This window comes from Pseudomonas sp. GW821-FHT07G06 (genome assembly GCF_058986625.1).
Genome location: NZ_JBYSVW010000003.1, coordinates 206064 through 222175, shown reverse-complemented (window position 1 = coordinate 222175; position 16112 = coordinate 206064). Strand labels below are relative to the sequence as shown.

Sequence of the window (16112 nt, the reverse complement as noted above, 5' to 3'; positions counted from 1 at the left end):
AGAGGACAGCTTCATGGAAGCCCTGCACCAGAAAATTCGCGAACAAGGCATTGTGCTTTCCGACCAGGTCCTGAAGGTCGACGCCTTTCTGAACCACCAGATCGACCCGGCCTTGATGAAGCTGATCGGCGACGAATTCGCCACGCTGTTCAAGGACTCGGGCATCACCAAGATCGTCACCATCGAAGCCTCGGGCATCGCCCCGGCGATCATGACCGGCCTGAACCTCGGTGTGCCGGTGATTTTCGCCCGCAAGCACCAGTCCCTGACCCTCACCGAAAACCTGCTGTCGGCGACCGTGTACTCGTTCACCAAGCAGACCGAAAGCACCGTGGCCATCTCCCCTCGCCACCTGACCAGCAGCGACCGCGTGCTGATCATCGATGACTTTTTGGCCAACGGTAAGGCGTCCCAGGCGCTGATTTCGATCATCAAACAGGCCGGTGCGACCGTGGCGGGCCTGGGCATTGTGATCGAGAAGTCGTTCCAGGGCGGCCGTGCGGAGCTGGATTCGCAGGGTTATCGCGTGGAGTCCCTGGCTCGCGTGAAGTCGCTGGCCGATGGTGTCGTGACCTTTATCGAGTAAGCCGGGACACAGTAATACCTTGTGGGAGCGAGCCTGCTCGCGATTGCATAGTGTCAGTCGATATCTTCGTTGACTGATACACCGCTATCGCGAGCAGGCTCGCTCCCACAGTTGATTTTGGGTGGGCAGTTATTGCGCGGTGGCCTTGAGGCCGGTGAGCAGCAACCGCTGATACAAATCCTCCTTCAGTCCTTCAGGATTGGCCAGTTGCATGCGCTCCAGATGCTCCGGGAACGCTGCTGCCTCCGGCGCATCCAGCGCTGCCTTGCCCAGTTCCAGCACCTCGCTCAGCTTGAACTTGCTCTTGAGCCAGTTCAGCGCCCGCAACACATCTCGCTCGACCTCGGTGAAATCACAGCCCAGCGGATACTCTGGAAAAAGCCGCGGATGCCGCGCCTGGATCTCCTGCAACCGCTGCGGAGTGTTATCGGTAAAGCGCGGCTCGAGTCGGAAGTCCTTGGGCAGTTTGCCGACCTTCTGTGCCCGCTCAATCAATCCCGACTGAAAACGCGAGTCGCTGATATTGAGCAAGGCCTCGATCACTGCCGCATCGGTTTTGCCACGAAGATCGGCGATGCCATATTCGGTGACCACCATGTCCCGCAAGTGCCGGGGAATCGTGCAGTGGCCATACTCCCAGACGATGTTCGAGCTGACATCACCGCCAGACTCACGCCAGCTGCGCAGCAGCAACACCGAGCGCGCGCCTTGCAGCGCATGCCCCTGAACCACGAAGTTGTATTGCCCGCCTACGCCGCTGAGCACACGTCCGTCTTCGAGCTGATCCGCCACCGCGGCACCGAGCAAGGTCACAGTGAACGCGGTGTTGATGAACCGCGCATCCAGGCGCTGCAAGCGCTTGAGTTCTTCCTGGCCGTAGAGCTCGTTGATGTAGCTGATGCGGGTCATGTTGAATTCGAGCCGCTTGTTTTGTGGCAATTCGCGCAAGCGTTCGTAGTAGCTGCGCGGACCAAGGAAGAAACCGCCGTGCACCGAGATGCCATCGGTTTGCGCAGGCTCGTCGAGGGTGCCGGCATTCGCCTGCTGCTGGGTCGCCACGTCCGGATAAACCTTGCGCCGCACGATCCCGGCATCAGCCAGTACCAACAAGCCGTTGACGAACATTTCGCTACAGCCATACAGGCCTTTGGCGAACGGTTCGATGCCGCCCTCGCGCTCGATCAGTTGCGCCCAGTGGCTCAGGTTTACGTCGGCCAGCAACGCCTTGTAAGCGTCGTTGTCCGCTTGCCGCGCCAGCAGCGCCGCCGTCAGCGCATCGCCCATGGAGCCGATGCCGATCTGCAAGGTGCCACCGTCACGCACCAGGGTGCTGGCATGCAAGCCGATGAAATGGTCCTGGCACCCCACCGGCATGTTCGGCGTGGAAAACAGCGTGGTGTGGTCTTTCTCATCGATCAGCAGGTCGAAGGTGTCGATGCCGAGTTCCGCATCGCCGGGCATGTAAGGCAGTTCGTTGTGCACCTGGCCGACCATCAGGATGGTTTCTCCTGCGGCGCGGCGCTTGGCGATCATCGGTAACAGGTCGAGGGTGATGTCGGGGTTGCAGCTGAGGCTCAAGCGGTCGGGATGCTCGGCATGGCTGGCCACCAGTTGCGCCACCAGGTTCAACCCGGCGGCGTTGATGTCCCGCGCCGCATGGCTGTAGTTGCTGCTGACGTAATCCTGCTGCGCCGTGGCACTGTTGAGCAGGCTGCCGGGCTGCATGAAAAACTGCTGGATGTGGATGTTGCCCGGGAGCTGATCGCGACGCAGATCGGCGAGGAAATCCAGCTCCGGATAATCGCCGAAAACCCGTTCGACAAAAGGTTCGAGGAAGCGCTTTTGCAATCCGTCGCCCAAGGGCGGGCGGCCCAGGCACAACGCGGTGTAGATCGTCAGCCGCCGCTCGGGCAACTGTGCGATTCGTCGATACAACGCGTTGACGAAGTGATTGGGTTTACCCAACCCCAGAGGCAAGCCCATGTGGATATGCGCCGGCAACCGCGCCAAGACGTCATCGACTGCCTGTTCGATAGAACACAGCTGCACCATTCGATCCTCCCTTACATTCCATGAAGTGGGTTGGACCGAGCTTGCCGGGTCTTTGCTGCAATGAACAGCCTGTATCGGCCAACCGCCCGACACAAAAATCTCTGTAGGAGCTGCCGCAGGCTGCGATCTTTTGATGTTGATCATAAAAAGTAAAATCAAAGGATCGCAGCCTGCGGCAGCTCCTACAGGGAACCGACAGGCACAAAAAAGCCGCTCGAAAGCGGCTTTTCGGCAGCAAGACCCTGGCTTATTTCAAGCCGGACATCTTCTGGATGGCGCCTTTGAGTTCGGCGTCTGCGCAATCGGCGCAGGTGCCTTTTGGCGGCATCGCGTTGATACCGGAGATCGCTTTGGCAAGCAGGCCGTCAACACCACCTTCTTTCTTGGCGCGCTCGCCCCAAGCGGCAGCATCACCGATTTTCGGTGCGCCCAACAGGCCTGAACCGTGGCAAGCGTTGCAATGTTTTGCAATCACTTCATCCGGGGTTTTTGCACCACCCCCGCCGCCGGCGGAAGCGGCCACTTCCATGCCCTTGCACTCTTTACCCTGAACACAGACCTGGCCGACTGGCTCAAGGCGTTTGGCGATATCGTCGTTGGTCGCAGCCTGAGCGCTGACACTGACAGCCCATAGGGCCAATACGGTTGCTGGTGCAGCCAGCATTTTCATAATTAGGTTCACGCGTTCACCCTCAATGGTGGCTAGTCACGCCTACGGCCACGGTTCGCAGGCGGGCGCAAGTATAGCGGTAAGCCCGTCGCACTGAAACAACCCCAAAGTCGCAAGGGTCTTAGGCTGCGGCGGAAAAACGGCCCGGGCGCCTCTGCGATGCTGGCAGGACGCCTCTTTTCTTAGAAATTCGCCGGCGTGGCTGCGCTGATTAGTCGCGCAGGCGCATCGAACGGATTCCGGAAACGGTGTGGCTTGGTACTTTCAAAGTAGTAGCTATCGCCGGCTTCGAGGACAAAAGTTTCGAGACCGACCACCAGTTCCAGTTTTCCTTCGACCAGGATGCCGGTTTCCTCACCCTCATGGGTGAGCATCTCGTCACCGGTGTCGGCGCCTGGCGGATAGATTTCATTGAGGAATGCGATAGCCCGGCTCGGGTGCGCCCGGCCGACCAGTTTCATGGTCACGGCGCCATCGGAAATATCGATCAGCTCGTTGGCCTTGTAGACGATCTGGGTCGGCTTTTCCTGCAGGATTTCTTCGGAAAAGAATTCGACCATGGACATGGGAATCCCGCCCAACACCTTGCGCAACGAACTGATCGAAGGGCTCACGCTGTTCTTTTCGATCATCGAAATGGTGCTGTTGGTGACACCCGCACGTTTGGCGAGCTCACGCTGGGAAAGGCCTTTGAGCCTACGGATGGATTGCAGTCGTTCACCGACGTCCAAAGCTTGCGCCTCCAGGATTCAAGATTGTTGGAATAGTGGACGTTATCATGGCGACAGCGTTCAGTATTTACAACACCTTGACCTGAATCCTGCTCAGTGAGGCGACTTCCGGTCTGGAGCCTTGCGCACTAAGCCCCGGAATAGAGCAGTGGCACCCGGCGCAGGTTGCAGAAAATCTGGTAAGGAATCGTCCCGGCGGCCATGGCTACATCGCTGGCGAGGATGTTTTTGCCCCACAACTCGACGGTCGAACCGAGACCGGCCTGCGGCACATCGGTCAGGTCGATGCAGAGCATGTCCATCGACACCCGGCCGATCAACTGGCTGCGCTGCCCGGCAACCAGCACGGGGGTGCCGGTCGGTGCCAGACGCGGGTAGCCGTCGGCGTAACCCATGGCCACCACACCAATGCGCATCGGTTTGGGCGTGATGAATCTGGCGCCGTAACCGACTGGCTCGCCAGCCGGCAGTTCGCGGACACTGATGACTTTCGACTCAAGGGTCATCACGGGTTGCAGCCGCGATGCCACTTCATTGGCCTCTTCGAACGGCGTGGCGCCATAGAGCATGATGCCGGGACGTACCCAATCGCTCGGAATCTGCGGCCAACCGAGCACCGCCGGCGAGTTGCGCAGGCTGATCTCGGCGGACAAGCCCTTGCGCGCCGCTTCAAATACCGCCACCTGATCGGCACTGGCTTGTTCGTGCAGTTCATCGGCACGCGCAAAGTGGCTCATCAGCACTATCTTCGCGACCTTGCCGCTGGCCAGCAGCCGTTGATAGGCGGCCTGATAATCCGCCGGGTGCAGCCCCACGCGGTGCATGCCCGAATCAAGCTTCAGCCACACGGTGATCGGCTTGCTCAACGCCGCTTTCTCGATGGCTTCGAGTTGCCACAGCGAATGCACCACGCACCAGAAATCATGCTCGACGATCAGCGCCAGTTCATCGGCTTCGAAAAAACCTTCCAGCAGCAGGACCGGTGCACGAATGCCCGCCGCCCGCAGCTCCAGCGCCTCTTCGATGCAGGCCACGGCAAACCCGTCCGCCTCGGCTTCCAGCGCCTGGGCGCAACGCACCGCGCCATGGCCATAGGCATCGGCCTTGATCACCGCGAGGGCTTTGGCCCCCGTGAGCTCACGGGCGATTCGGTAGTTGTTGCGCAGGGCTTGAAGGTCGATCAGGGCACGGGCAGGACGCATGGCGGCAGACTTCTGGTCGGGTTATCGGGAAAAAAAACCGGCGCTGGCTGACAGCGTGAACCGCCAACAGCACCGGGAGAGGGATCTGTCTGAAAGCTTATGGCAGAGCGGCTACAACCGACAGCTCGACCAGGATTTCCGGTTCGCACAATTTCGATTCAACGGTGGCACGGGCCGGAGCGACGCCTTTTGGCAGCCAGTTGTCCCACACCGCGTTCATGCCTTCGAAGTGCGCATCGATGTCTTTCAGGTAAATCGTCACCGACAGCAGGTTGTGCTTGTCGGTGCCGGCCAGATCGAGCAAACGCTCGATGTTGGCGAGGGTTTCACGGGTCTGCTGTTCAATCCCGGCGTTCATGTCGTCGCCTACCTGTCCGGCCAGGTAAACCGTGCCGTTATGGGTGACGATCTGACTCATGCGCTCATTGGTGAGCTGGCGCTGGACTGACATGCTTTGCAGGCTCCTGGGTATTGTTGCCATAACGGGAAATATCGAGGCCTTCGGCGCTGATCTGCGGCTTTTTCTTCGCCATCAGGTCAGCCAGCAAACGGCCCGAGCCACAAGCCATGGTCCAGCCGAGCGTGCCGTGACCGGTGTTCAGGAACAGGTTCTTGAACGGGGTGGCGCCAACAATCGGCGTGCCGTCCGGGGTGGTCGGACGCAGGCCGGTCCAGAAGCTGGCCTGGGCCAGATCACCGCCCTGAGGATAAAGATCGTTGACGATCATCTCCAGGGTTTCCCGGCGACGCGGGTTCAGCGACAGGTCAAAACCGGCGATTTCAGCCATGCCGCCGACGCGGATGCGGTTGTCGAAACGGGTGATCGCGACCTTGTAGGTCTCGTCGAGAATGGTCGAGGTCGGGGCCATCGCCGAGTTGGTGATCGGCACAGTCAGGGAGTAGCCCTTGAGCGGGTACACCGGCGCCTTGATCCCCAGCGGCTTGAGCAGTTGCGGCGAGTAGCTGCCGAGGGCCAGCACGTAGCGGTCGGCGGTTTCCAGCTTGCCGTCGATCCATACACCGTTGATGCGGTCACCGGCGAAGTCGAGGCGCTGAATGTCCTGGCCGAAACGGAATTGCACACCGAGGTTCGCGGCCATCTCGGCGAGCTTGGTGGTGAACATCTGGCAGTCGCCAGTCTGGTCGTTCGGCAGGCGCAGGGCACCGGCGAGGATGTCAGTCACGCTGGCCAGCGCCGGCTCAACGCGGGCAATACCTTCACGGTCGAGCAGTTCGAACGGCACGCCGGACTCTTTCAGCACGGCGATGTCTTTCGCGGCGCCGTCCAGTTGAGCCTGGGTGCGGAACAGTTGGGTGGTGCCGAGGCTGCGGCCTTCGTAGGCGATGCCGGTTTCGGCACGCAGTTCATCGAGGCAGTCACGGCTGTACTCGGACAGGCGGACCATGCGCTCCTTGTTCACTGCATAACGGCTGGCCGTGCAGTTGCGCAGCATCTGTGCCATCCACAGGTACTGGTCGATGTCGGCAGTGGCCTTGATTGCCAGGGGCGCGTGGCGCTGCAACAGCCACTTGATGGCCTTGAGCGGCACACCCGGTGCGGCCCACGGCGAGGCATAACCCGGCGAGACCTGCCCGGCGTTGGCGAAACTGGTCTCCATGGCAGCAGCCGGCTGCCGGTCGACGACCACCACTTCAAACCCGGCACGGGCCAGATAATAAGCACTGGTGGTACCGATGACGCCGCTGCCCAAGACCATGACGCGCATTTTCATATCCCTCATCGCGGCTAACCGCTGACGTTTGTTGTTCAGAGCTTTAGATGCGCGCAGTGTAAAAAAGATTTGCCAGTGCTTTTCACTATATAAGCGCCTATATTTGGCGACAATTCTCGGCAAAAACCCTTTTCACGGAGGCGCATCCCCTATGCGTACCAACACTCAGACCAAACGTGAGCTGGACAAGATCGACCGCAACATCCTGCGGATCCTGCAAGCGGACGGGCGGATTTCCTTTACCGAGCTTGGGGAAAAGGTCGGGCTCTCGACCACGCCCTGTACTGAACGGGTCCGGCGCCTGGAGCGCGAGGGGATCATCATGGGCTACAACGCCAGGCTGAATCCGCAACACCTGAAGGGTAGTCTGCTGGTGTTCGTCGAGATCAGCCTGGATTACAAATCCGGCGATACGTTCGAAGAGTTCCGGCGTGCGGTGCTGAAATTGCCCCATGTGCTGGAGTGTCATCTGGTGTCAGGGGATTTCGACTACCTGGTGAAGGCGCGGATTTCCGAGATGGCCTCGTACCGCAAGTTGCTGGGCGACATCCTGCTCAAGCTGCCCCATGTGCGGGAATCCAAGAGCTATATCGTGATGGAAGAGGTGAAGGAGAGTTTGACTCTGCCGATTCCGGATTGACGAACAAAAGATCAAAAGATCGCAGCCTTCGGCAGCTCCTACATAGGAGCGCGTGGTCCGCTGCGATCCTTTAAACCAGCACCTGCCGGGTGCTGGCCATATACTCGAACACCTGCTTCTCCACCCGCGGATGAATCAACTCCACCGGCCCGCGCCCATTGGGGCATGGCAAGGTCTTGGTAGTGCCGAACAACCGGCAAATCAGCGGCCGCTCGTCATACACCGTGCAGCCATTGGGCCCCAGATGCACACAGTTGAGTGCTTCCATGGCGGCATCCTGCTCGGCGCGCGTCTTGCGCGGCAGGCGCGACATTTCTTCCGGCGAGGTGGTCACCGGCCCGCAGCAGTCATGACAGCCGGGCACGCACTCGAATGAGGGAATCTGTTGGCGCAATGTGCGGATTGTCTGGCTGTTGCAGCTCATTGCAGCGGTGACCCAAAGCGGAATAGAGCGCGATTCTGACGCAAAAGCCTCGATCCAGACAGCACCAGCCGACCAATGTTGCCCGTCCGGGAAGGTCCGGCTTATGCTCCGTCAAATTTTCTAAACGCAAGAATCAGGAACACGCACATGACCCCCCGTGCTCAACAGCCTGCTCTGAACCACACCGCGTCCTACTACGCCGCCACCAGCCTGCCGCAGCCCGAACTTCCGGTGCTCAAAGGCGAAGTGCTGGCCGATGTCTGCGTGGTGGGCGGCGGGTTTTCGGGGTTGAACACGGCGCTTGAGCTGGCCGAACGCGGCCTCAGCGTGGTGTTGCTTGAAGCCCACAGAATGGGTTGGGGCGCCAGTGGACGCAATGGCGGGCAGCTGATTCGCGGCGTCGGCCACGGCCTTGATCAGTTCACCAACGTCATCGGTGCCGAAGGCGTGCGGCAAATGAAACTCATGGGCCTGGAAGCCGTGGAAATCGTCCGGCAACGGGTCGAGCGCTTCCAGATCCCCTGCGACCTGACCTGGGGTTACTGCGACCTCGCCAACAAGCCACGCGACCTTGAAGGGTTCGCCGAGGATGCCGAAGAACTGCGCAGCCTCGGATATCGCTACGAGACCCGCTTGTTGCAAGCCAATGAGATGCACACGGTGGTCGGCTCCACACGGTACGTCGGCGGCCTGATCGATATGGGCTCGGGGCACCTGCACCCACTGAACCTGGTCTTGGGTGAAGCGGCGGCGGCGCAACAACTTGGGGTCCGACTGTTCGAGCGATCGGCCGTGACCCGCATCGACTATGGCCCCGAGGTCAAGGTCCATACCGCCGAGGGCTCGGTGCGCGCCAAAACCCTGGTGCTGGGCTGCAACGCCTACCTCAACAACCTCAACCCGGAACTCAGCGGTAAAGTCCTGCCCGCCGGCAGCTACATCATCGCCACCGAACCACTGAGCGAAGAACAGGCCCACGCCCTGCTGCCGCAGAACATGGCGGTCTGTGACCAACGGGTGGCGCTGGACTACTACCGGCTCTCGGCGGACCGACGCCTGCTGTTTGGCGGCGCTTGCCATTACTCCGGCCGCGACCCGAAAGACATCGCCGCGTACATGCGTCCGAAAATGCTCGAGGTTTTCCCGCAGCTGAGCGCAGTGAAGATCGATTACCAATGGGGCGGCATGATCGGCATCGGCGCCAACCGCCTGCCGCAGATCGGCCGGCTCAAGGACCAGCCGAATGTGTATTACGCCCAGGCTTACTCCGGTCATGGCGTGAATGCCACCCACCTGGCCGGCAAGCTGCTGGCCGAAGCCATCAGCGGTCAGCACAGCGGCGGCTTCGATCTGTTCGCCCGGGTGCCGCACATCACCTTCCCTGGCGGGAAGCATTTGCGCTCGCCGTTGCTGGCGCTGGGGATGTTGTGGCATCGGCTTAAGGAATTGGTTTAATCAAAACCTGTAGGAGCTGCCGCAGGCTGCGATCTTTTGACTTTGCCTTTTTAAAAAACAAGATCAAAAGATCGCAGCCTGCGGCAGCTCCTACGAGGGACGGTTACTGTCTCCAGAAGGGTTTTAGCCCCTCCTCGCGCGCCTGCTCCCGTGTCAGTCCGATATCCTTGAGCTGGTCGGGGGTCAGCGCCAGCAACGCCTTGCGCGTGTGCAGCCGACGCCAGAACTGATCCCAACGACTCTGGCCGGACGACGCATTGTGCATGCCCGCCTCCCGCGCGCCGTTGTTCTGCCCTGTCGCCAGTTCCTGACTGTGTAATGTCAGCCGCACATCGCTCAAACCGTTCATCTTGGATGCTCCTGTTTACTTGGGTAGCCAGAGGTTCCATGATGCGCGGGCGGGAAAAAGCATTACAGATTCAACGAGACTGTATTAACTCCATACAGTTTTACCGATTCCGCCACTGAATCACGATTTTTCGTCTGATCTGTACTGGTTGACCGAATCATCCCTATCGAGGCTGCACCATGACCCTTTACGTCAACCTGGCCGAATTGCTCGGCACGCGTATCGAACAGGGCTTCTATCGCCCCGGTGATCGGCTGCCCTCGGTACGGGCGCTGAGCGTCGAGCACGGCGTCAGCCTGAGCACGGTGCAGCAGGCTTATCGGGTGCTGGAAGACAGCGGACTGGCCACGCCACGTCCCAAGTCCGGGTACTTCGTCCCGGCAAGCCGCGAACTGCCGGATTTGCCGGCAGTCGGCCGCCCGGCCCAACGGCCGGTGGACATCTCCCAATGGGATCAGGTGCTGGAGTTGATTCGCGCCGTGCCACGCAAAGACGTGGTGCAACTGGGCCGCGGCATGCCGGACATCACCAGTCCAACGATGAAGCCACTGTTGCGCGACCTGGCACGGATCAGCCGGCGGCAGGACATGCCCGGTCTGTATTACGACAACATCCACGGCAACCTCGAACTGCGCGAACAGATCGCCCGCCTGATGCTCGATTCCGGCTGCCAGTTGGGCGCCAGCGACCTGGTAGTGACCACCGGCTGCCACGAAGCGCTGTCCACCAGCATTCGCGCGATCTGCGAACCGGGAGACATTGTGGCGGTGGACTCGCCAAGTTTTCACGGTGCGATGCAGACCCTCAAGGGCCTGGGCATGAAGGCTCTGGAAATCCCCACCGATCCACTGACCGGCATCAGCCTCGAAGCGCTGGAGCTGGCCCTGGAGCAGTGGCCGATCAAGGTCATACAGCTGACGCCCAACTGCAACAACCCGCTGGGCTACATCATGCCCGAGTCGCGCAAACGCGCGTTGTTGACGCTTGCGCAGCGGTTTGACGTGGCGATCATCGAGGACGATGTGTATGGCGAACTGGCCTACACCTACCCGCGTCCGCGCACGATCAAGTCCTTCGACGAGGACGGTCGCGTCCTGTTGTGCAGTTCGTTTTCCAAGACCCTGGCCCCAGGCCTGCGCATCGGCTGGGTCGCGCCCGGCCGCTATCTGGAACGGGTGCTGCACATGAAATACATCAGCACCGGCTCCACCGCGCCGCAACCGCAGATCGCCATCGCCGAATTTCTCAAGGGCGGCCATTTCGAACCGCATTTGCGGCGGATGCGCACGCAATACCAGCGCAATCGCGACATGATGATCGATTGGGTAACCCGCTACTTCCCGGCCGGCACCCGCGCCAGTCGCCCACAAGGCAGCTTCATGCTGTGGGTCGAACTACCGGAAGGTTTCGACACCCTGAAACTGAATCGCGCCTTGCACGACCAGGGCGTACAGATTGCCGTGGGCAGTATTTTTTCCGCCTCGGGCAAGTACCGCAATTGCCTGCGCATGAACTACGCTGCCAAGCCAACACCGCAGATCGAAGACGCGGTTCGCAAGGTCGGTGCGACAGCGATCAAACTGCTGGCGGACACCGATCAGCTCAGCGACTGACTTTTATACTGGATTCAGCGTCCATATGCCTGACTATGCCGCCAAACGGAACGACCCTACGTGAGAGTCAGACAGCCCCTGCTTGCTCTTGTGCTACTCGCCGCGTTCCTGGGCGGCTGCGCCAGCCTCGACGTACAGCGTGTACCGAGCCAGGCGTTGCCGGCTTCAGACTCCGCATTCGGCCGCTCGGTCCAGGCGCAGGCCGCGCCTTACAAGGGACAATCGGGCTTCCGCCTGCTATCGGACAGCACCGAGGCCTTCACCGCCCGTGCCGAACTGATCCGCAATGCCCAAAGCAGCCTCGACTTGCAGTACTACATCGTGCACGACGGCATCAGCACACGCATGTTGATCGAGGAATTGCTCAAGGCCGCTGACCGGGGCGTGCGGGTGCGGGTACTGCTTGATGACACGACCAGCGACGGCCTGGACCGCGTCATTGCCACCCTCGCCGCGCACCCGCAAATCCAGATCCGCGTGTTCAATCCGCTGAACCTGGGCCGCAGTACGGGGGTGACACGTACCGTCGGCCGCCTGCTCAACCTGTCGCAACAGCATCGACGCATGCATAACAAGTTGTGGTTGGCGGACAGCAGCATGGCCATCGTCGGCGGGCGAAATCTGGGGGATGAGTATTACGATGCCGAGCCCAACATGAATTTCACTGACATCGACTTGCTCGGTGTCGGCCCGGTTGCCGAGCAACTCGGGCACAGTTTCGACCAATACTGGAACAGCGCCCTGAGCAAGCCGATCGACGAATTCCTGTCGAGCAAACCCACCCTCCACGACCTGGAAAACACCCGCACCCGACTGGAAGAGTCCCTGGCGGAAACCCGCAAGCAGGATCACGCGCTCTACAAACACTTGATGACCTTCACCACCCATCCGCGTCTGGACATCTGGCGCCGCGAACTGATCTGGGCCTGGAACCAGGCATTGTGGGACGCGCCGAGCAAGGTGCTGGCCAAGGGCGAGCCCGATCCACAGTTGCTGCTGACCACGCAATTGGCGCCTGAACTCGACGGTGTCCGCAAAGAGCTGATCATGATTTCGGCTTATTTCGTGCCAGGTCAACCGGGGCTGGTGTACCTGACCGGGCGCGCCGATGCCGGCGTTTCGGTGAGTTTGCTGACCAATTCACTGGAAGCCACGGACGTTCCCGCGGTTCACGGTGGTTATGCACCCTATCGCAGGGCATTGCTGGAACACGGCGTGAAGCTGTACGAATTGCGTCGCCAACCCGGCGAGGAAGGCGGCAGCGGTAGCGGGCCGCATCTGTTTTCCAGCAGCTCCTATCGCGGCTCCGACTCCAGCCTGCACAGCAAGGCGATGATCTTCGACCAGCAGAAATCCTTTATCGGCTCGTTCAATTTCGATCCACGCTCAGTGCTGTGGAACACCGAGGTCGGCGTGCTGGTGGACAGCCCGGAGTTGGCTGCACGGGTCCGCGAACTGGCGCTGCAGGGCATGGCGCCAGCCCTGAGCTATCAAGTGGAGCTGGAGAACGGTCAGATTGTCTGGAGCACGGAAGATGACGGAAAAATGCACATCCTGACCAAGGAGCCTGGGAGCTGGTGGCGTCGCTTCAATGCGTGGCTGAGCAACACGGTCGGGCTGGAGCGGATGCTGTAGCCCCCTCAAAACCCCGTAGGAGCTGCCGAAGGCTGCGATCTTTTGATCTTTTGATCTATGCCGGTTGCACCGCACCAAACGCCCCCTGCCGCGACACCACGATCAACACACCCAAAGCCCCGACCGCCATCAGCAACGGCAACGCATGGCCGCTGATCCACTGGCTGCCGGCGCCCGCCAGCAGCGGCCCGACCAGACAACCGATGCCCCACAGCTGTGCAATATGCGCGTTGGCCCGCACCAGCGCATCGTCGCGATAACGCTCGCCGATCAGGATCAGCGACAAGGTGAACAAGCCGCCGGCACTGGCGCCGAACAAGACCCACAGCGGCCAGATCAGCAGCGTATCGATAAACATCGGAATCGCCAGGCTCGACACCAGCAAGACGACTGCGCAGCCGGTAAACAACGCCCGGCGCGACAAGCGATCGGCCAACGCACCGATCGGCAATTGCAGCACCGCATCGCCGACCACCACCGTACTGACCATCGCCAGGGCGATCTCCGTGGTGAAACCCTGGCGCAGGCAATAGACCGGCAGCAGGGTCAGAATCATCGCCTCGAACGCGGCGAACAGCGACACCGCCCAGGCAATCGCCGGCAGGCCACGACAGAAAGCAAGCAAATCACTCAAGGTCACGCTGCTGGCTTCGCTGCTCGGTGCACCACTGCGGCCCAGCAACAGGAACGGAGCCGCCATCAACAAACCGACGCCCACCCAAAAGCCATAATCGTGTTCGGTACCGAGAAAGCCCAGCAACACCGGGCCTGCCAGCTGACTCAGCGCATAGCTGCTGCCATACAGCGCCACCAGCCGCCCGCGCCACTCCTCGACGACCAATTGATTGATCCAGCTTTCACCGATGATGAACACAAGGGTCAGGATCACCCCGATCATCAACCGCAGCACCAACCAGACCGGATAACTCGGCAACAGCGCCAGCAATCCGATCGAAACCGCCCCGGCCCACAGGCACAGGCGCATCAGATTGGCGGTACCGAATCGCGCCGCCAGGTGGCTGGAGATTTTCGCGCCCAACAGGACGCCGATGGCCGGCATCGCGGCCATCACACCAATGGCAAACGAGCCGTAGCCCCAGCTCTCCAGGCGAAACGACACCAGCGGCATGCTGACGCCCAGGGCCAGGCCGACACTCAGGACAGATGCCAATACGGCGAAATAAGTCGCCCAACGCATGTTCCACGCTCCTGTGGATTTATTGTTTTTACAGACAACACAAAACACTGTGGGAGCGAGCTTGCTCGCGATACCGGTACAACATTCAACATTTTCGTCGACTGTCACACCGCTATCGCGAGCAAGCTCGCTCCCACAGGGGATCTGTGTCGCTTAGGGAGGCCGGTTCTACAACCGGCCTCCCTTAAAGACTTACAGCTTGATCCAGGTCGCCTTCAGCTCGGTGTACTTGTCGAACGCGTGCAGGGACTTGTCGCGACCGTTGCCGGACTGCTTGAAGCCACCGAACGGGGCGGTCATGTCGCCGCCATCGTACTGGTTGACCCACACGCTACCGGCACGCAGTGCGCGGGCGGTGAGGTGCGCCTTGGAAATGTCGGCAGTCCAGACCGCAGCGGCCAGGCCGTACGGCGTGTCGTTGGCGATCGCGATGGCCTCTTCGGCGCTGTCGAATGCGATGACCGACAGTACCGGGCCGAAGATTTCTTCCTGGGCGATTTTCATCGCATTGCTCACGCCGTCGAAAATCGTCGGTTCAACGTAAGTGCCGCCAGTTTCCTGGAGGGTACGCTTGCCACCGGCCACCAGCTTGGCGCCGTCGGCATGGCCGGACTCGATGTAGGACAGCACGGTGTTCATCTGTTGGGTATCGACCAGCGCGCCAACATTGGTCGCCGGATCCAGCGGGTTGCCAGGCTTCCAGGTTTTCAGCGCCTCGATCACCAGCGGCAGGAATTTATCCTTGATCGAACGCTCCACCAGCAGACGCGAACCGGCGGTGCAGACTTCGCCCTGGTTGAAGGCGATGGCGCCAGCAGCGGCTTCGGCAGCTTCCTGCAGGTTCGGCGCATCGGCGAAGACGATGTTCGGGCTCTTGCCGCCGGCTTCGAGCCAGACGCGCTTCATGTTCGACTCGCCGGAGTAGATCAGCAGTTGCTTGGCGATTTTGGTAGAGCCGGTGAATACCAGGGTGTCGACGTCGTTGTGCAGGGCCAGAGCCTTGCCGACGGTGTGGCCGTAACCTGGCAGCACGTTCAACACGCCTTTCGGAATGCCGGCTTCGACGGCCAGAGCGGCGATGCGAATGGCAGTCAGCGGCGATTTTTCCGAAGGCTTGAGGATCACCGAGTTACCGGTGGACAGCGCCGGACCCAGCTTCCAGCACGCCATCATCAGCGGGAAGTTCCATGGCACGATGGCCCCGACCACGCCGACCGGCTCACGGGTCACCAGACCCAACTGATCGTGCGGGGTGGCGGCTACTTCGTCGTAGATCTTGTCGATGGCTTCGCCACTCCAGCTCAGGGCTTGCGCCGCGCCAGGGACGTCGATGTAGAGGGAGTCGCTGATCGGCTTGCCCATGTCCAGGGTTTCAAGCAGCGCCAGCTCTTCGGCGTGCTGCTTGAGCAGGCCGGCGAAACGGATCATGGTGGCTTTGCGCTTGGTCGGCGCCAGGCGCGACCATGCACCGGAGTTGAAGGTGGCGCGGGCGTTTTCCACGGCGCGCTGGGCATCGGCGGCGTCACAGCTGGCAATCCTGCCCAGCAGACGGCCATCGACCGGACTGATGCACTCGAAGGTCTCGGCGGAAACGGCGTCGGTGTATTCGCCATTGATATAGGCGCGGCCTTCGATTTTCAGATCGCGGGCACGTTGTTCCCAGTCGGCACGGGTCAGGGTGGTCATGCGAGTGTCCTCCTCTTATTGATACGACACCCGCGTTCTTCGCGGGTGCTGTCAGGAATTCTGCCCGGCCAGCCTGCTTTTCGGCCCAAGGCATCCACCACCCTAAACCAGCCACCCATGAAGTTTCAATATATTTGA

The 16112-nt window shown here is 60.9% G+C and carries 15 protein-coding genes; 5 read left to right on the top strand and 10 right to left on the bottom strand.

What is annotated here, in order from left to right; translation table 11 throughout:
- Positions 1 to 13 precede the first annotated feature (13 nt).
- Entirely contained in the window at positions 14 to 586 is a 573-nt protein-coding gene (locus tag AC3WJW_RS07635) for a xanthine phosphoribosyltransferase (protein WP_007975145.1), read from the top strand.
- A gap of 129 nt (positions 587 to 715) precedes the next feature.
- Here the strand turns inward: AC3WJW_RS07635 and AC3WJW_RS07630 are convergent, their stop codons facing one another.
- From AC3WJW_RS07630 to dadA, 6 genes are all read right to left on the bottom strand, one after another.
- Positions 716 to 2638: an acetyl-CoA hydrolase/transferase C-terminal domain-containing protein gene (locus AC3WJW_RS07630; RefSeq protein WP_493725628.1), complete on the bottom strand. Its 1923-nt coding sequence runs from the start codon at positions 2636 to 2638 to the stop codon at positions 716 to 718.
- 247 nt (positions 2639 to 2885) lie between these two features.
- The gene (locus AC3WJW_RS07625) at positions 2886 to 3308 is read right to left on the bottom strand and encodes a c-type cytochrome (RefSeq protein ID WP_150815265.1); all 423 of its coding nucleotides are present in this window, start codon (positions 3306 to 3308) and stop codon (positions 2886 to 2888) included.
- 182 nt (positions 3309 to 3490) lie between these two features.
- On the bottom strand, positions 3491 to 4039 hold the full coding sequence (locus AC3WJW_RS07620) for a cupin domain-containing protein (protein ID WP_007975150.1): 549 nt from the start codon (positions 4037 to 4039) through the stop codon (positions 3491 to 3493).
- 128 nt (positions 4040 to 4167) lie between these two features.
- Positions 4168 to 5241 carry an alanine racemase gene (alr, locus tag AC3WJW_RS07615; RefSeq protein WP_102700090.1) on the bottom strand — a complete coding sequence of 358 codons (1074 nt, stop codon included), beginning with the start codon at positions 5239 to 5241 and terminating at the stop codon, positions 4168 to 4170.
- Positions 5242 to 5338: 97 nt separating this feature from the next.
- On the bottom strand, positions 5339 to 5692 hold the full coding sequence (locus AC3WJW_RS07610) for a RidA family protein (RefSeq protein ID WP_095964325.1): 354 nt from the start codon (positions 5690 to 5692) through the stop codon (positions 5339 to 5341).
- On the bottom strand, positions 5664 to 6968 hold the full coding sequence (gene dadA, locus AC3WJW_RS07605) for a D-amino acid dehydrogenase (RefSeq protein ID WP_493725627.1): 1305 nt from the start codon (positions 6966 to 6968) through the stop codon (positions 5664 to 5666). The genes AC3WJW_RS07610 and dadA overlap by 29 nt, the downstream gene beginning before the upstream one ends.
- A 157-nt stretch (positions 6969 to 7125) precedes the next feature.
- On the opposite strand from dadA, the gene AC3WJW_RS07600 reads away from it, so the two are divergent.
- Positions 7126 to 7614, top strand: a complete 489-nt coding sequence (locus AC3WJW_RS07600; RefSeq protein ID WP_007975155.1) for an Lrp/AsnC ligand binding domain-containing protein — start codon at positions 7126 to 7128, stop codon at positions 7612 to 7614.
- A gap of 70 nt (positions 7615 to 7684) precedes the next feature.
- Here the strand turns inward: AC3WJW_RS07600 and AC3WJW_RS07595 are convergent, their stop codons facing one another.
- Positions 7685 to 8038, bottom strand: coding sequence for a YkgJ family cysteine cluster protein (locus AC3WJW_RS07595; protein WP_102700091.1), 354 nt, complete (start codon positions 8036 to 8038; stop codon positions 7685 to 7687).
- Between the two features lie 147 nt (positions 8039 to 8185).
- Between AC3WJW_RS07595 and AC3WJW_RS07590 the strand changes: the two genes are divergently transcribed.
- Positions 8186 to 9493 carry an NAD(P)/FAD-dependent oxidoreductase gene (locus AC3WJW_RS07590; RefSeq protein WP_493725626.1) on the top strand — a complete coding sequence of 436 codons (1308 nt, stop codon included), beginning with the start codon at positions 8186 to 8188 and terminating at the stop codon, positions 9491 to 9493.
- 103 nt (positions 9494 to 9596) lie between these two features.
- Here the strand turns inward: AC3WJW_RS07590 and AC3WJW_RS07585 are convergent, their stop codons facing one another.
- On the bottom strand, positions 9597 to 9842 hold the full coding sequence (locus tag AC3WJW_RS07585; protein WP_493725625.1) for a DUF1127 domain-containing protein: 246 nt from the start codon (positions 9840 to 9842) through the stop codon (positions 9597 to 9599).
- Positions 9843 to 10021: 179 nt separating this feature from the next.
- On the opposite strand from AC3WJW_RS07585, the gene AC3WJW_RS07580 reads away from it, so the two are divergent.
- Entirely contained in the window at positions 10022 to 11455 is a 1434-nt protein-coding gene (locus tag AC3WJW_RS07580) for an aminotransferase-like domain-containing protein (protein WP_493725624.1), read from the top strand.
- A gap of 60 nt (positions 11456 to 11515) precedes the next feature.
- Positions 11516 to 13090 (top strand): phospholipase D family protein, encoded by a 1575-nt coding sequence (locus AC3WJW_RS07575; RefSeq protein ID WP_493725623.1) that lies wholly within the window; start codon positions 11516 to 11518, stop codon positions 13088 to 13090.
- A gap of 55 nt (positions 13091 to 13145) precedes the next feature.
- Here the strand turns inward: AC3WJW_RS07575 and AC3WJW_RS07570 are convergent, their stop codons facing one another.
- Positions 13146 to 14288 (bottom strand): MFS transporter, encoded by a 1143-nt coding sequence (locus AC3WJW_RS07570; protein WP_218481072.1) that lies wholly within the window; start codon positions 14286 to 14288, stop codon positions 13146 to 13148.
- A gap of 192 nt (positions 14289 to 14480) precedes the next feature.
- Entirely contained in the window at positions 14481 to 15974 is a 1494-nt protein-coding gene (locus tag AC3WJW_RS07565; protein WP_493725622.1) for an aldehyde dehydrogenase, read from the bottom strand.
- Positions 15975 to 16112 lie beyond the last annotated feature (138 nt).

Excerpts from the sequence above, each read along its gene's own strand:
- AC3WJW_RS07635 (WP_007975145.1), top strand. The coding sequence starts at position 14 with ATGGAAGCCCTGCACCAGAAAATTCGCGAACAAGGCATTGTGCTTTCC.
- AC3WJW_RS07630 (WP_493725628.1), bottom strand. The coding sequence starts at position 2,638 with ATGGTGCAGCTGTGTTCTATCGAACAGGCAGTCGATGACGTCTTGGCG.
- AC3WJW_RS07625 (WP_150815265.1), bottom strand. The coding sequence starts at position 3,308 with ATGAAAATGCTGGCTGCACCAGCAACCGTATTGGCCCTATGGGCTGTC.
- alr (WP_102700090.1), bottom strand. The coding sequence starts at position 5,241 with ATGCGTCCTGCCCGTGCCCTGATCGACCTTCAAGCCCTGCGCAACAAC.
- AC3WJW_RS07610 (WP_095964325.1), bottom strand. The coding sequence starts at position 5,692 with ATGTCAGTCCAGCGCCAGCTCACCAATGAGCGCATGAGTCAGATCGTC.
- dadA (WP_493725627.1), bottom strand. The coding sequence starts at position 6,968 with ATGCGCGTCATGGTCTTGGGCAGCGGCGTCATCGGTACCACCAGTGCT.
- AC3WJW_RS07600 (WP_007975155.1), top strand. The coding sequence starts at position 7,126 with ATGCGTACCAACACTCAGACCAAACGTGAGCTGGACAAGATCGACCGC.
- AC3WJW_RS07595 (WP_102700091.1), bottom strand. The coding sequence starts at position 8,038 with ATGAGCTGCAACAGCCAGACAATCCGCACATTGCGCCAACAGATTCCC.
- AC3WJW_RS07590 (WP_493725626.1), top strand. The coding sequence starts at position 8,186 with ATGACCCCCCGTGCTCAACAGCCTGCTCTGAACCACACCGCGTCCTAC.
- AC3WJW_RS07585 (WP_493725625.1), bottom strand. The coding sequence starts at position 9,842 with ATGAACGGTTTGAGCGATGTGCGGCTGACATTACACAGTCAGGAACTG.
- AC3WJW_RS07580 (WP_493725624.1), top strand. The coding sequence starts at position 10,022 with ATGACCCTTTACGTCAACCTGGCCGAATTGCTCGGCACGCGTATCGAA.
- AC3WJW_RS07570 (WP_218481072.1), bottom strand. The coding sequence starts at position 14,288 with ATGCGTTGGGCGACTTATTTCGCCGTATTGGCATCTGTCCTGAGTGTC.
- AC3WJW_RS07565 (WP_493725622.1), bottom strand. The coding sequence starts at position 15,974 with ATGACCACCCTGACCCGTGCCGACTGGGAACAACGTGCCCGCGATCTG.